This window comes from Flavobacterium sp. NRK F7, from assembly GCF_024054195.1.
Lineage (GTDB): Bacteria > Bacteroidota > Bacteroidia > Flavobacteriales > Flavobacteriaceae > Flavobacterium.
The window spans coordinates 3255714-3270912 of the sequence record NZ_JAMXLB010000001.1; the positions used below are offsets into that span (position 1 = coordinate 3255714).

14 protein-coding genes are annotated in these 15199 nt (G+C 29.8%); 6 read left to right on the plus strand and 8 right to left on the minus strand.

The features are described 5' to 3' along the window. Window positions 1-78 precede the first annotated feature (78 nt). From NHF47_RS14820 to NHF47_RS14830, 3 genes are read right to left on the minus strand one after another with little or no spacing between them, the layout of a single operon-like run. Complete coding sequence (locus NHF47_RS14820; protein WP_252765664.1) at window positions 79-1437, minus strand: peptidylprolyl isomerase; 1359 nt, start codon at window positions 1435-1437, stop codon at window positions 79-81. Next, window positions 1421-2272: a hypothetical protein gene (locus tag NHF47_RS14825; RefSeq protein ID WP_252765665.1), complete on the minus strand. Its 852-nt coding sequence runs from the start codon at window positions 2270-2272 to the stop codon at window positions 1421-1423. The genes NHF47_RS14820 and NHF47_RS14825 overlap by 17 nt, the downstream gene beginning before the upstream one ends. Beyond that, window positions 2272-4236 (minus strand): peptidylprolyl isomerase, encoded by a 1965-nt coding sequence (locus NHF47_RS14830; RefSeq protein ID WP_252765666.1) that lies wholly within the window; start codon window positions 4234-4236, stop codon window positions 2272-2274. The genes NHF47_RS14825 and NHF47_RS14830 overlap by 1 nt, the downstream gene beginning before the upstream one ends. Before the next feature lie 357 nt (window positions 4237-4593). Between NHF47_RS14830 and NHF47_RS14835 the strand changes: the two genes are divergently transcribed. Together NHF47_RS14835 and NHF47_RS14840 are read left to right on the plus strand one after the other, a co-directional pair. Then, on the plus strand, window positions 4594-6189 hold the full coding sequence (locus NHF47_RS14835; RefSeq protein ID WP_252765667.1) for a peptide chain release factor 3: 1596 nt from the start codon (window positions 4594-4596) through the stop codon (window positions 6187-6189). 69 nt (window positions 6190-6258) lie between these two features. Further along, a complete protein-coding gene (locus NHF47_RS14840) occupies window positions 6259-6465 on the plus strand; it encodes a hypothetical protein (protein WP_252765668.1) in 207 nt (68 codons plus the stop codon). A 52-nt stretch (window positions 6466-6517) separates the two neighbouring features. Here NHF47_RS14840 and NHF47_RS14845 read toward each other — a convergent pair whose 3' ends face one another. From NHF47_RS14845 to NHF47_RS14855, 3 genes are all read right to left on the minus strand, one after another. Next, window positions 6518-7399, minus strand: a complete 882-nt coding sequence (locus tag NHF47_RS14845; protein WP_252765669.1) for a bifunctional 5,10-methylenetetrahydrofolate dehydrogenase/5,10-methenyltetrahydrofolate cyclohydrolase — start codon at window positions 7397-7399, stop codon at window positions 6518-6520. Window positions 7400-7460: 61 nt separating this feature from the next. After that, window positions 7461-8798, minus strand: coding sequence for a signal recognition particle protein (gene ffh, locus NHF47_RS14850; RefSeq protein WP_252765670.1), 1338 nt, complete (start codon window positions 8796-8798; stop codon window positions 7461-7463). A gap of 178 nt (window positions 8799-8976) precedes the next feature. Beyond that, entirely contained in the window at window positions 8977-9996 is a 1020-nt protein-coding gene (locus tag NHF47_RS14855) for a hypothetical protein (RefSeq protein ID WP_252765671.1), read from the minus strand. 250 nt (window positions 9997-10246) lie between these two features. Between NHF47_RS14855 and NHF47_RS14860 the strand changes: the two genes are divergently transcribed. From NHF47_RS14860 to NHF47_RS14875, 4 genes are all read left to right on the plus strand, one after another. Further along, entirely contained in the window at window positions 10247-10762 is a 516-nt protein-coding gene (locus tag NHF47_RS14860; protein ID WP_252765672.1) for an RNA polymerase sigma factor, read from the plus strand. A 42-nt stretch (window positions 10763-10804) separates the two neighbouring features. Continuing rightward, window positions 10805-11716 (plus strand): FecR family protein, encoded by a 912-nt coding sequence (locus NHF47_RS14865; RefSeq protein ID WP_252765673.1) that lies wholly within the window; start codon window positions 10805-10807, stop codon window positions 11714-11716. Next, window positions 11706-14222 carry a carboxypeptidase-like regulatory domain-containing protein gene (locus NHF47_RS14870; RefSeq protein WP_252765674.1) on the plus strand — a complete coding sequence of 839 codons (2517 nt, stop codon included), beginning with the start codon at window positions 11706-11708 and terminating at the stop codon, window positions 14220-14222. The genes NHF47_RS14865 and NHF47_RS14870 overlap by 11 nt, the downstream gene beginning before the upstream one ends. Before the next feature lie 101 nt (window positions 14223-14323). Continuing rightward, window positions 14324-14626, plus strand: coding sequence for a YbjQ family protein (locus tag NHF47_RS14875; protein WP_252765675.1), 303 nt, complete (start codon window positions 14324-14326; stop codon window positions 14624-14626). 73 nt (window positions 14627-14699) lie between these two features. Here the strand turns inward: NHF47_RS14875 and NHF47_RS14880 are convergent, their stop codons facing one another. Both NHF47_RS14880 and NHF47_RS14885 read right to left on the minus strand, forming a co-directional pair. Beyond that, window positions 14700-14888 carry a DUF2892 domain-containing protein gene (locus NHF47_RS14880; RefSeq protein ID WP_252765676.1) on the minus strand — a complete coding sequence of 63 codons (189 nt, stop codon included), beginning with the start codon at window positions 14886-14888 and terminating at the stop codon, window positions 14700-14702. A 1-nt stretch (window position 14889) separates the two neighbouring features. Next, window positions 14890-15195 carry a hypothetical protein gene (locus NHF47_RS14885; protein WP_252765677.1) on the minus strand — a complete coding sequence of 102 codons (306 nt, stop codon included), beginning with the start codon at window positions 15193-15195 and terminating at the stop codon, window positions 14890-14892. Between the last annotated feature and the right edge of the window lie 4 nt (window positions 15196-15199).

A 15199-nucleotide genomic window follows, 5' to 3' on the forward strand; every position in this document is an offset into this window, starting at 1 on the left:
AAATACGATAAAAGCGAATAGCAGGAAACACCAATGATTTACCTTTACTATTCGCTTTTATTAAAATATAGGATACTTTTATTTCTTTAACCAGTTATTTGTAAACTCACATTGCTTGTAATCTTGGCTAATTTTTATATAGGTCTCAGCAATTTTTTCTTCTGTCCATTTTCCAATGGTTTTAATTTGTTTGTCACGTAAAGCCAATTCTTTAATTTTAAGATAATCTTGAGCGAAATCAGCTTTATGTTCTTCTGTTCTATTATTTACTGTAATGATTTTATAGAACTTACCTGCTCCTTGTTGGTTATCTGACAAAATAGGTTGTGAAATTTCTCCATCTTTTAATGATGAAATTTGGCTGTATAAAGCTGGGTCCATTTTGGTTAATTCGAAACGAGGTTCTAATGTTCTTGGATTCAAAAGAACACCTCCATTGTTTCTAGTTTCTTTTTCATCAGAAGATGATTTTGCCGCATCTGAAAAAGAAATTTCATTGTTCATAATTTTTGAACGAATCAATTCAATTTTTTCTTTCGCTTCTTTTAAAGCTTCATTAGTATATTTTGGCGCAATTAAAATATGTCTCAATTCTACTTCTTGTCCTTTAATTTTTTCAACCATAATTATATGATATCCAAATTCAGTTTCAAAAGGTTCCGAAATTTCTCCTTCATCTAAAGAGAAAGCCACATCTTTAAACTCTTTAACAAAAGGAGTTTTACGGTTCATTTTATAAAAACCCCCATTTGAACTTGATCCTGGATCTTCAGAAAACAGAACGGCTTTACTAAAAAAACTAGAACCATCAATCACCTCTTGACGAATTTGTCTTAATTTTTCGACAACTTTTTGTTTCTCTTCTTCCGAAACAATTGGCTTTACAACAATTTGAGCTACTTCTACTTCAGCTCCAAAGGTTGGAATTTCATCTTGAGGTATTTCTTTGAAGAAGTTTCGCACTTCTTCAGGAGTAATTTCTACATCATCAATAATTTTTTTCTGCATTTGTTCGGTTAGCTTATTATTTTTGATAATATCAAAAAAATAAGATCTAAAATCATCTACGTTTTTCTTGCGATAAAAAGCAATAACTTTATCTAATGAACCAACCTGTTCTACCATAGCATCGATTTGTTGATCCATAAAACTATTTACTTCTGCATCAGTTACAATAATACTATCTTGAATCGCTTGATGCGCATATAATTTATCTTCCAATTGTTTTCCAAACAATTCACAACGTGTAATTTGATTGGTATCTACTCCTCTAGCTTTTAATTGTATGTATTCTAAATCGATATCAGAATCTAAAATTACAAAATCTCCTACCACACCCACAACTCCATCGACTTTTTCTTTTGGTGCTTGTGCAAAAACACTAGTCATTGCCATTAAAAAAAGTGCTAATGGTGTATTTTTAGTTATAAACTTCATATTTTTTATTTTTAATCGCATCATTTGTAATATCCTTTTCTATTGTCTTTATTAATTCTAATTTTCTATTATTTATAATTACTTGTTTTATTGTAGGTTTTAAAAATTGTAAAGGTGTAGGGCTATCTTTCGGTAAAACTTTATTAACTTTTACTAACCAAACGGTTGTAGAATCTGGATACTGGTAATTAATTCCGTCTTCTAAATATTTTCCTTTATTCTCTAAATTTATAAATGGCAATTTTTGAAAAACTTGATTAACATCCACCCAAATGGAATCATTAAAAGCATAACTTTTAAATTGTATCGATAAATCCTCCAAGTATTTAATATCTTTTTTGGCAAAGGAAGTAAACTTTGCTCTAATATTATCAAACTTTGGATTTTCTTTAACTAAATTAATATAACGCAACTTAACTAATTCAGTAGGGTTTTTAAAAAACTGCTTGTTTTTTTCATAATATTCTTTTATTTCGACATCTGTAACGACTGTGTCAATTTTTTTAAAAACCAATTGCTCCACATATCCTTTCGTATACAAATCAATTTTATATTGATTTATTAAGGCTTCGTATTCATTTATCTTTTCTTTAGAAAGATTTATTTCTGCTCCATTAAACAGCAGTTTTTGTGTTGCCCATCGATCCAAATAACTTTTAACAATAGCGACACTATCTTGCTTAGAAGTCCCTTTGGGAACTAAATTTTGAATATCTTTTTTATACAAATAATCATCACCTACTCTTGCGACAGCCATTGGTTCTTTTGGCTTTCGAAAGTATTCACAAGAAGTAGTAGTTAAAAGAACAACTATGATTACTCGAAAAAACTTCATTACTTTTTAAGTTGATTTTTAATTTTTGCAAAGACCGTTTCATCAACTTTTACATTGAATTCCATTTTCAACTCACTTACCCAGTTGCTTTCAAGATACTGTTGGTAATCGTTAATTAACTTTCCTTTACATTCTGACAACGCTTTAGGCTCTGCTGATTTAACTTCTTTAACTAAAGCTGTAAAATAATACTCTCCTTTAGAAACTATTGGAGTTACACCTTTCTTTTCAATTTTAAACTCTGGTAAAACATCAAAATCCTCTTCAAAAACTCCAGATTTAACCATGATATTGACTTGGCCTTCTTTATTCAATTTCTCTTTAATGTATTCTATTGATTTGCCACTTTTAAGGTAACTTTGTGCTTTTTTGATTATTTTGGCATCAGTAGATGATAATAAATCCACATCCACTCTTTTTTTCCACATATAATCCTTTTTGTGATTTTGATAAAAACCTTCTAGACCAACGGTATCCGTTTTGGCTTTAATCCATATTTCCTTTTCCATTAAATCAAACAGTAACAATCCGTCTCTGTACTCGTCCATTACATATTTAAACTCTGGAAATTCATTTTCTAAATTAGCATCATAATAAGCAATTAATTTATCATCTAGCCAATTTTCTAAAAGTTGATCCACTAATTTTGAAGTTGGTTTAACTTTTACAGCCCCTTTTTGTTGAGAAACTAAATAGTTTAAAAACTCTTTCGTAGCAATTTTCGAATCATTATTAATAGTAACAAGGGTTTCATCAACCTCATTAGCTTTTTCAGGAATGCTCCAAGATTGTGTATAAAAGTCATCTGTAATCCAAGATTTAATTTTAGAAACCATTTTATCATCCACCTTTATAGGGTATTTTGCTCTTGCTTTTTTAGCCAATGAATTGGTTATAATTAAAGAACGTTCATCTCTACGTATTTTATTTTCCAAATCATAACGCATCTCATCAAGAGATTGTACCGGATGTTTTTCAATTAATTTTATTATATGCCATCCAAATTTAGATTCAAAAGGAGTTGAAATTTGATTTTTATCTTTTAAAGAAAAAGCAACATCTTCAAATTCTTGAGAAGTTAATTGACCTGAACCAAAACGTTGTAAGACACCACCATTTACAGCACTAGATTTATCTTCTGAAAATTGTTTTGCTAAAGTCTCAAAATTTTCTCCTTGTTGAATTTTTTGATAAATATCTGTAATCGTTTGCTTCGCTTTTTGTTCCTCTGCAGTTGTTTTATTATTAGGTTTTAAAATCATGATATGAGCAACAGTTATCTCACCTCTATTTTCCCTTTTATCAGTAACTTTTATAATATGGTAACCAAATCGAGTGCGGAAAGGTTTAGAAATAGATCCTACTGGTATTGAAAAAGCAGCATTTTCAAAAGGATACACCATTTTAAAAGCTGTAAAATAGCCTAAATCTCCTTTATTCTCTTTTGCTGACGGATCTTCAGAATATTTAGCAGCAATTGCATCAAAACCTTCTGAACCTTCTGCTCTAGCTTTTAAATTCATAATAGCATTATAGGCTTTTAAAGTATCTTGTGGTGTTGCACTTTCATCTACTAAAACTAAAATATGAGAAGCTCTCACCTCATTTTTAATTCTTTGATACGCTTCTTCAATAAGACCATTTGTCACTTTAGAATCATTCAAATAGTTTTTTGCTAACTGCGTTCTGTAAGAATTTAATTCATTTATATATTTACTATCATTTTGCAACCCTAATTTGTTTGCTTTTTGCACCTTTAATTTATATCCTAAAAAAAGGTCTAAATACTTGTCCAAATCTTTTTGAGAATCATCTTTTACTAAGTCTAAGTTTTTGTTATATACTCGAACAAACTCATCGGTGTAAAAAGGCTGGTCATCTATTGTAAATAATACCTCTTTTTCTTGAGCATACAAAAAGAAAGAAGAATAAAAGCAAATTAAAATAAATGCAATGTTTCTCATATGATTTTTATGATTTTTTATTTCTAACCCACAAAAATAATAATTCAAACGTATAAACCAACAATATGCATAGCTATTAACAAAAAATTATAAACAAAAAAAAGACCCTGTTTTTAATGCATTCATAAACAACTTACTACATCTTATTTTATACTTATATCAATGAATTTGCAGGATTTAATAATTATAATTTAGATTCAACTATTCCTTACTATATAACTACAAAAAGAAGAAAAAAGTACATTAATTCCATAAATTAATGCCATTAACGAACCAATTATTGCTATTTAAGATATAAAAGCAAAATTGCAAAAGGTTAATACAAAAGATTATATATTTGCAAAAATTTTTTAAAGAATGAGTTTTAAAGACGAAATAAAGAAAAGAAGAACCTTTGGAATTATATCCCATCCCGATGCAGGAAAGACAACTTTAACTGAAAAACTATTACTTTTTGGTGGAGCAATTCAAGAAGCAGGTGCGGTAAAAAGCAATAAAATAAAAAAAGGAGCCACTTCTGACTTTATGGAAATTGAACGTCAAAGAGGTATTTCCGTTGCAACTTCTGTTCTTGCTTTCAATTATAAAGAAAAAAAAATCAATATTCTAGATACGCCTGGTCATAAAGATTTTGCAGAAGATACTTTCAGAACTTTAACTGCTGTAGATAGCGTGATTGTAGTAATTGACGTTGCAAAAGGTGTGGAAGAACAAACAGAAAAATTGGTAGAAGTTTGTCGAATGAGAAACATCCCCATGATTGTATTCATCAATAAATTAGACCGTGAAGGTAAAGATGCTTTCGATTTAATGGATGAAGTTGAACAAAAATTAAAATTACGAGTTACGCCTTTAAGTTATCCAATTGGAATGGGTTATGACTTTCAAGGAATCTATAATATTTGGGAAAAAAACATTAATTTATTTGAAGGAGATAGCAGAAAAAACATTGAAGAAACAATAGCTTTCTCTGATATTGAGAGTAAAGAACTAGAAAAAATTATTGGTGAAAAACCAGCACAGAAACTTCGTGAAGAATTAGAACTTATTAGTGAAGTATATCCAGATTTTAACGAATCTGAATATTTAGATGGAGAATTACAACCCGTCTTCTTTGGTTCAGCATTGAATAATTTTGGAGTGCGTGAATTATTAGATTGTTTTATTGAAATTGCACCTACTCCAAGAGCAAAAGAATCTGATACTCGATTAGTAGAACCAGATGAAGAAAAATTTAGCGGTTTTGTGTTTAAAATTCATGCGAATATGGATCCAAAACACAGAGACCGATTAGCCTTTGTTAAAATTGTTTCGGGTACTTTTGAAAAGAACAAACCCTATTTACATGTAAGACATGGTAAAAACATAAAATTTTCGAGTCCGAATGCTTTTTTTGCTGAAAAGAAAGAAATTGTTGATATTTCCTATGCAGGAGATATTGTAGGATTACATGATACTGGAAATTTTAAAATTGGAGACACCCTTACCGAAGGTGAAAAAATGAACTTCAAAGGAATTCCTAGTTTTTCTCCTGAACATTTTAGATACATTAACAATGCCGATCCATTAAAAGCCAAACAATTAGAAAAAGGAATTGATCAATTGATGGATGAAGGAGTTGCCCAATTGTTTACATTAGAAATGAATGGTAGAAAAGTTATTGGAACAGTTGGAGCACTTCAATATGAAGTAATTCAATATCGTTTAGAACACGAATATGGCGCTAAATGTATCTATGAAAATTTCCCTGCACACAAAGCTTGTTGGGTTAAACCCAAAGACCCAAAGAACGAAGAATTCAAAGAATTTAGGAGAGTAAAACAAAAATTTCTCGGACATGACAAATATGGTCAATTAGTATTTTTAGCAGATAGTGAGTTTTCTATCCAAATGACCAAACAAAAATATCCAACGGTTGAGTTATTTTTTACGTCAGATTTTCGTATTACATAATTTTTTAATATTATTGCAAGATATTGAATGATATTCAATGGTACTGCTAATATATTAACCTATTACAAAATGAAAGTGAAAATTACTACGTTTTTCTTAACCTTATTAATGTGCTTGTTTAGCTTTGTAGGTTTTGCACAGTTAGACCCTCCTGCCGATGATGATCCTCCTGCTGCTCCAATTAATTCCAAATTAATTTGGTTAGCTATCTCAGGAATCGTATTTGCTGTTATTTATTTTAAAAATAATATTCAAAAAACGAAAATCATTAAATAAAAAATAAAAAAGTTGCTCGAGCAACTTTTTTATTTTTTATATATTCCATTTTTTACTTACTTCGTTTTTGCTCCCTTGCTAACAAGGTATTTTTCAAAAGCATCGCTATAGTCATAGGCCCTACACCTCCAGGAACAGGTGTAATATAAGAGGCTTTTTTAGAAACATTTTCAAAATCTACATCTCCAGTAATCTTATACCCTTTTTCAGTTGTTTCATCTGGAACACGTGTAATACCAACGTCGATAATAACTGCATCATCTTTTATCATTTCAGCTTTAAGATAATTCGGAACCCCTAAAGCAGTAATAATAATATCAGCTTGACTTGTAATTTGATTAATATTCTTAGTATGGCTATGCGTTAATGTTACAGTTGAATTCCCTGGAAACCCTTTACGTCCCATAAGAATACTCATAGGTCTTCCTACAATATGACTTCTACCTATTACAACGGTATGTTTTCCTTTGGTTTCTACGTTATATCTTTCCAATAATTCTAAAATTCCAAAAGGAGTTGCTGGTATAAAAGTAGTCATATCTAAAGCCATTTTACCAAAATTTTCAGGATGAAAACCATCCACATCTTTACTAGGATCTATAGCTAAAATAATTTTTTGAGTATCAATTTGTTTTGGTAACGGTAATTGTACAATGAAACCATCAATAGTATCATCTTCATTTAATTCTTTAATTTTTTTTAGCAGTTCTGTTTCAGAAGTAGTACTTGGCATTTTAATTAAGGTTGATTCAAAACCTACTCTTTCACAAGATTTCACTTTACTTCCTACATAAGTCAAACTCGCTCCATCATTACCTACAATTATAGCCGCCAAATGAGGGACTTTTTCCCCATTTTGCTTCATCTTTAAAACTTCTGCTGCTATTTCATTTTTAATATCATCAGAAACCTTCTTACCGTCTAATAAATTCATTTTGTTGTTGTTAGTAGTTATTTATATAAAAAAAGAAGACGCGAACATTCGCGCCTTTATATTATCTCATACCTTTCATGCCTCCCATCATCTTCATTAGATTTTTTCCTCCACCTCCTTGCATCATCTTCATCATCTTACTCATTTGATCAAATTGCTTCATCAATTGATTTACTTCTTCAATTTTTCTTCCTGAACCTTTTGCGATTCTAGTTTTACGCTTAACATCTATTAGAGATGGCTTACTTCTTTCAGCTGGTGTCATTGATTGAATAATCGCTTCAATATGTTTGAAAGCATCATCTTCAATTTCAACATCTTTTAAGGCTTTACCTGCACCAGGAATCATACCCACAAGATCTTTCATGCTTCCCATTTTTTTAATTTGCTGAATTTGAGATAAAAAATCATCGAAACCAAATTCATTTTTAGCAATTTTCTTTTGCAATTTTCTTGCTTCCTCTTCATCGTATTGCTCTTGTGCTCTTTCTACTAAGGAAACCACATCTCCCATTCCTAAAATTCGATCGGCCATACGAGAAGGATAGAAAATATCAATCGCATCCATTTTCTCTCCTGTACCAATAAATTTTATAGGTTTATCTACAACCGATTTAATTGAAATAGCTGCACCACCACGCGTATCACCGTCTAATTTTGTTAAAATAACACCATCAAAATTCAATCTATCATTAAATGCTTTTGCTGTATTTACGGCATCTTGCCCAGTCATAGCATCCACTACAAAAAGTGTCTCCTGAGGCTGTATTGCTTTATGAACATTTGCAATTTCAGTCATCATTTCTTCATCTACAGCTAAACGTCCAGCCGTATCGACAATCACTACATTAAAGCCATTTGCTTTTGCATGTTTAATGGCATTTTGCGCAATTTCAACAGGATTTTTATTCTCTGGTTCAGAATAAACCTCTACTCCTATTTGGTCTCCTACTACATGCAACTGATTAATTGCAGCAGGGCGATAAATATCACACGCTACTAATAATGGTTTCTTTGCCTTTTTTGTCTTTAAAAAATTAGCTAATTTACCAGAGAAAGTAGTTTTACCAGAACCTTGTAAACCCGACATTAAAATAACTGATGGGTTTCCAGACAAATTAACTCCTGCAGCTTCGCCACCCATTAATTCTGTTAATTCGTCTTTTACTATTTTAACTAATAATTGACCCGGCTGAAGTGTTGTTAACACATTTTCTCCAATCGCTTTATCTTTAACCTTAGTTGTAAAATCTTTTGCAATTTTAAAGTTAACATCGGCATCTAAAAGCGCTCTTCGTACTTCTTTTAAAGTATCTGCTACATTAACATCGGTAATTTTTCCGTGTCCTTTTAATATATGAAACGCTTTATCTAATTTATCCGTTAAATTATTAAACATAATAGTATTTGATTTTAATAAGTCGCAAAGATAGTATAAAGTGTAAAAGTTTCAAAGTGAGAAAAGAAACTTGTTTTTATAACTTACAAAATATTCCAACCACAAAAGCAAAATAATAAAAAAACCAGTCATAACGACTGGTTTTCGGGACTTGGGGCAACTAATAAAAAACCAAATTTTAATTCTTCGATAAATACATATAATTATTTCCTCCGTTACCTTGACCCACTAACCTTAGTTTTACATAAGTAGTAGTATATTCGATAACTTTCCATTTTTCTTCTAAATCAAGCAACAAATCACCATCTAATTCTATTTCTAATTTTCTTTCACTAGCATTAGAATTAATTTCCCAACCTCCATCTAAATCATTACCGTTACCAGCCACATTCATATCTCCGTTAATAAAAAAGGTTAAATTATACCCTTCAAAATCTGTGGTTTGATTGACATTATTTTTGAAAAAATAAGAGATATACCAAGTCCCATCTGTTATAACTGATTCTAATGTTAAACCTGAAACATTACATTCCATTATCGCTTCTTCAATAGCTTCTTCTAACATTTCATTAGAGGTAATCACAATATTTTGACCATTAGAATTTGTTATCGAAATAGGATAATTAATACCTACATACATGGTATCCTCTAGATTATTAAAAAAATCAAACAAGGCATCATCGCTTTCAATAGTTACCGTTGATGCAATTTGATTGTTGCTATCATACGTATTGATAGTAATCGGATAATTTATCGAAATACAATCAATTTCATTGAAATCTTCATCTTCATCACAATCTTCCAATACCTGTTCTAAAGCATCTATATCATCAATTATTTGTGTGTCAAAATTTTGAAATTGTATTGTTATTGGAAAAATAAAATTAACAATATCATCATCTGTGGTAAATGCATCAATTGCATCTTGTACTAGTTGATAATCGTCAGTATTATTCACTTGTATTTGTTGTCCATTCACAATCACCTCAACTGGCAATACTACAGCAAAACAACTAGAATTATCAAGAATATTGTCTCTTGAAGTAGGGTTTTGTGCTACTCTTTCCACTAGTCTATATAGTGGCGCTTCTGCAGTAAGGCTGTTTTTATCGTCTTTAATGATTTCGTTTTCTTCATTTTGACAAGAAAAAGTAATCATTAAAAGAAATAGTAGGAATAAAAAGTTTATTTTTTTCATATCTATCTACAATTCGTTTTTTTATATATTATATTACAAGGTAAACAAATTAAAGATAAGCAGCAAAATCAAACTCCATATCATCGTTTGTATGATTACATAATTTGTCTTCTTTTCTTCGAATGTTTTTTTGTCTATTTGCATGTCTGTAATTTAAAAATGTTAGTTTGTAAACTTAATTTTCATACATTTGTTCTTATGTAAAACAGTTATACTAAATTTTACCCTACCTGTTTTTTTAAATTTTTTAATGAAAGAAAAAAAAAATATCTGTGAGGAAATAAATTTTACTGCTTTTTTCAGATTACATGCACAGTCATTACGCAATTATTTAATTTATAAATTTGGTAATGAAGAGTTAGCAGAAGATATTACACAAGAGGCTTTTGTAAAGCTTTGGCAAAACTGTAAAGATGTTCCTTTAGAAAAAGCCAAGTCCTATCTTTACACTGTTGCAAACAATGCTTCCTTAAATATAATATCGCATCAAAAAGTAGTTTTAGAATATTCAAAAAAAAATATTAAATTAGACGTTCATAATGAAAGTCCAGAACATATTTTAGAACAAGAGGAATTTAAACATAAGTTAATAAAAGCTATAAACAATATTAATGAAACGCAACGAATAGCTTTTTTAATGCATCGAATAGATGGCAAAAAATATGCTGAAATTGCAGAAGAGTTGAATATTAGTATTAAGGCCGTTGAAAAAAGAATACATTTGGCTTTAATTGAAATAAAAAAAGAGATTAAGAATTTTAAGTAGGGTAAAACAACATTTACTTGTTTCATAATAAAGAGAATCCGTATGGAAGAAAAATATATACTAGCGGAATGGATGAACAACGATTTGCCTAAAGAAGAACTAGACAAATTGAAGGAAGATTCTGACTACTCTATTTATAATAATATTAGAGAGCATGCTGCTACATTAAAAACTAAGGATTTTGATGAAGATAGTTTATTACACAAAATTAAACTTAGAAAGAATGAAACGGGAAAAGTTATTCAAATGGCTCAAAATTGGTTCTTCAGAGTTGTTGCATTAATTCTAATTTCATTAGGTGTTTTTATGGTATACCAAGAAAACACAAATGTGGTTGAGTTTGCTAAAAAAGGTACAAAATCTGCCTTTTTATTACCCGATCAATCAGAAATTACTTTAAATTCAGATTCAGAATTAAAATACAAAAATAAAAATTGGGACAACAATAGAATCTTACATCTTACAGGTGAAGCCTATTTTAAAGTTGCAAAAGGAAAGACTTTTGAAGTAAATACAACATTAGGTAAAGTAACTGTTTTAGGAACCCAATTTAATGTAAAAGCCAGAAACAAGCGCTTTGATGTAGTTTGTTTTGAAGGAAGAGTTCAAGTAAACCATAATGAAACCACTATTATTTTAACACAAGGTGAAAAAGTTTCTTTTGAAAATAATGACTTAATTATTCAAAAGAAAACTAATGAAACAGCACCAAGTTGGTTAGAAAATGAATTATTATTTGAACAAGAACAACTTAAAAATATTATCGAAGAAATTGAGCGACAATATAATATTTCAATTGGTTACGATCCGAAATCAGCCAACCAATTGTTTACAGGGAAAATACCTACAAACAATATTTCTGTTGCGCTTGAAATTATTGCCACAACGTATCAATTACAGCCTATAAAAATTTCAGATTTACAATATGAATTGATAAAAATGAATGAAATATAGGGCATATCTTTCATACTTATTTTTTATTGCCATTATTCTGAATTCTTTTGCTCAGGATAATGGCAATACTATTGAATTAAAGAAAATTTTAGAAAGTATTTCAACACAACACAACATTACTTTCAATTATTTAGAAGAAGATATTATCGCTTTTAAAACAATTCCTCCCAATACAGCGTTAACTCTTACAGAAAAATTAAATTACTTGGCCAACCAAACCAATTTAAAATTTTATTTTGTTACGGAACATTATATTTCTATTGTACCCAATAAAGAAATTAAAATTTGCGGCTATCTTATTGATTATGAAACCAATGAATCCATTGAAAATGCTTCTATACATTACACTCAAACTAATAATTTTACCATTTCTGACGACAAAGGTTATTTCGAAATTACCTACTCTTCTTCAAATCCATTAGAAATCAATCATTTAGGTTATAAAAAATTAATCTTACAGTTAAAAAAAGAACAAGTCAATGACTGTAATACCTATTATTTAGAACCCAATTCAAGTCAATTAAAAGAAGTAATTGCTCAAGTATATTTAACCAAAGGAATTAGTAAAAAAATAGATGGTTCTTTTGAAATTCAGCCCAAAAAGTTTTCAATCCTTCCTGGTTTAACAGAACCCGATGTTTTCCAAACAATGCAACAAATTCCTGGTATAAATAGTCCAGAAGAAACGGTTTCTAATATAAATGTAAGAGGTGGTTCACACGACCAAAATTTATTTTTATGGAATGATATACGGTTGTTTCAAACAGGACATTTTTATGGTTTAATTTCAGTATTAAATCCCAACTTACCTAATAAAATTAAAATCACAAAAAATGGAACCTCTGCTTTGTTTGGAGAAAGTGTCTCAAGTACCGTAAGTATTCACACAGAAAATACTTCACCAAAAAACAACAACTCCTTTGGCTTGAATTTATTAAATTTTGATTTCAATTCCGACTTCAAAATTTCTCCACAATCTAGTTTAACTATTAGCGGTAGACGCTCTTATACTGATTTAGTAAGAACTCCAACCTATAAAAATTATTACAAACGTATTTTCCAAAACACTGTAGTTTCATCTACTTCCAATGAAAATATACCTTTCACAACAGATGAAAATTTCTATTTTTATGATGCAACTCTTCAATATGACCATAAATTATCGAGTAAAAATAGTTTTCAAATTAATTTGATCACAATTTCCAATCAATTAGACTTACAACAAAGCAAAGTTGAGAACACCACTACTGTTCAAAAAAACAGTAGCTTAGAACAGCAATCTTTTGGAGGAAGTGCTTGGTTTAAAAGGAACTGGAATGCAAAACACACTACTAAAATGACAGTGTATGCTTCTAATTATCAAATCAATTCTAAAAATGAATCGATTAACGGTAACCAAGTATTTCAACAAGAAAATACCGTTCTAGATACTGGCATACGTATTGAAAACCAACATGAAATTAAAGATGCCTTCACCCTTAGAGAAGGGTACCAATTTAACGAAATTGGCATTCGTAATAAAGACGCAGTTACCATTCCAACCTTTTCCAGAAACATAAAAAATGTTTTACAGCATCACGCATTAATAGCTGAAGGGGATTATATTTCAAAAAATCAAAAATGGAACGCTACTTTGGGTTTGAGATATACTTATATATCTACTTTTCAAAAGTCAATTGTAGAGCCTAGGATTCGATTCAATTATCAGGTTTCAGAAACCTTATCTTCTCAAGTATTAGCGGAAAAAAAACACCAGACAAGTACACAAGTAATCGATTTACAACAAGATTTTCTTGGAGTAGAAAATAGAAGATGGGTTCTTGTTAATAATGATGATATTCCTATTATAACCAGCAATCAAGTTTCTTGGGGTTTTACCTTTAAAAAAAACAATTGGTTAATTTCCATGGATAATTTTTATAAAAAAGTGGACGGAATTACTTCAAGAAGTCAGGGATTCCAAAATCAGTTAGAATTTGAAAGAATAGCGGGTAAGTATACTATTATCGGTTCTGAAATATTGGTACAAAAACAAATTCAAAATTTTACAACTTGGTTAAGCTATACCATTTCAAGAAACAATTATATTTTTGAAAACTTTGAGCCTCAAAAATTTCCAAATAATTTTGATATTCAACACAATTTAGAACTAGGTCTCGTTTATAATGCCGATCCTTTTAAAATTGCATTTGGTAGTCGATGGTTTAGTGGTAGACCTACTACACTTCCATTAACGGATATAATTGTAGATAATGACATTGTTTATAACGCTCCCAACTCAGCTCGTCTTTCTGATTATTTTCAAACCAATATTTCCGCAGGGTACACCTATACTTTCGATAATTTAAACAAATTACAAATGGGAGCCTCAGTACAAAATGTTTTCAATACTAAAAATAATCTGAATCAGTATTATAGAATCAATCAAAACACAAATAGTATTGAAAAAGTAAATACCTATTCTTTAGCGCTGACACCTAACGCATATATTCGATATTTTTTTTAAAAACAAGCTGCTCTCATTTATCTTCTTAAAATTGTTATCATAGAAATGAAACAATTAAGTGATTTAGACGACTAATCCAATAAACTTTTAAATCAGAAATTATGATTGTAACAACCACTCCTTCTATAGAAGATTATAAAATAATTGAATATTTAGGTATTGTATCTGGAATTGCAGTGAATATGCAAAAAATGAAAATGACATTTAACATGCAAAAATATTATGAAGGTATTAGTGATAGTATGGCTGAAGTGAAACAAAAAGCTTTTTCACAATTAAAAAAGAATGCTGAAAATTTAAATGCTAATGCCGTAGTAGGAATAAATGTGGATATGGAACTAACTGCTAGTAATTATGTAACCGTTACCATTACAGGAACAGCAGTATATGTTGCAAAAAAATAAATCTTTTAATTATTTCCTATAAACTATAAAAAAATGCCGTTTTTGTACAACGGCATTTTTAATTTTTAAATGTCTACTCTTTAATTTTAAATCCTTTCTTAAGTATATCTTCCATTAAACACCATTTTGTAATCGAGGATTGTAACAAATTTGCGCCTACAAAAAGGGTAAACCATAACCAATTTTGGTTGACATACATTGCTAAAAGAACACTAACTATTATAAATGTTCCTGCAATGGCTCTTATTAATCTATTTATCATATTAATTGTGTTTTTCTACAGTTAAAACTGCTGTGTGAATATGTGAGACTGTTTCTTGTTTTGAATTAAACTTTGCTACCAAATCAAATAAAGTATCTATATTTTGTTTTTCAACAAATGCAAAGAATACTATAGATTCTGTTTCGTTCATTTCAGAGCCAAACCAATTGGTTTCAATTGCCTCTTCTGTACTATCGCGATACCCTTTTACATCACGATAGGAATAAGACACTACTTTTGCTTCTTTCAGCATTTTTTTAACGGTTTTGTCAAACTCCGCAATAACTGTAATAACTACTAATTTCATTGGC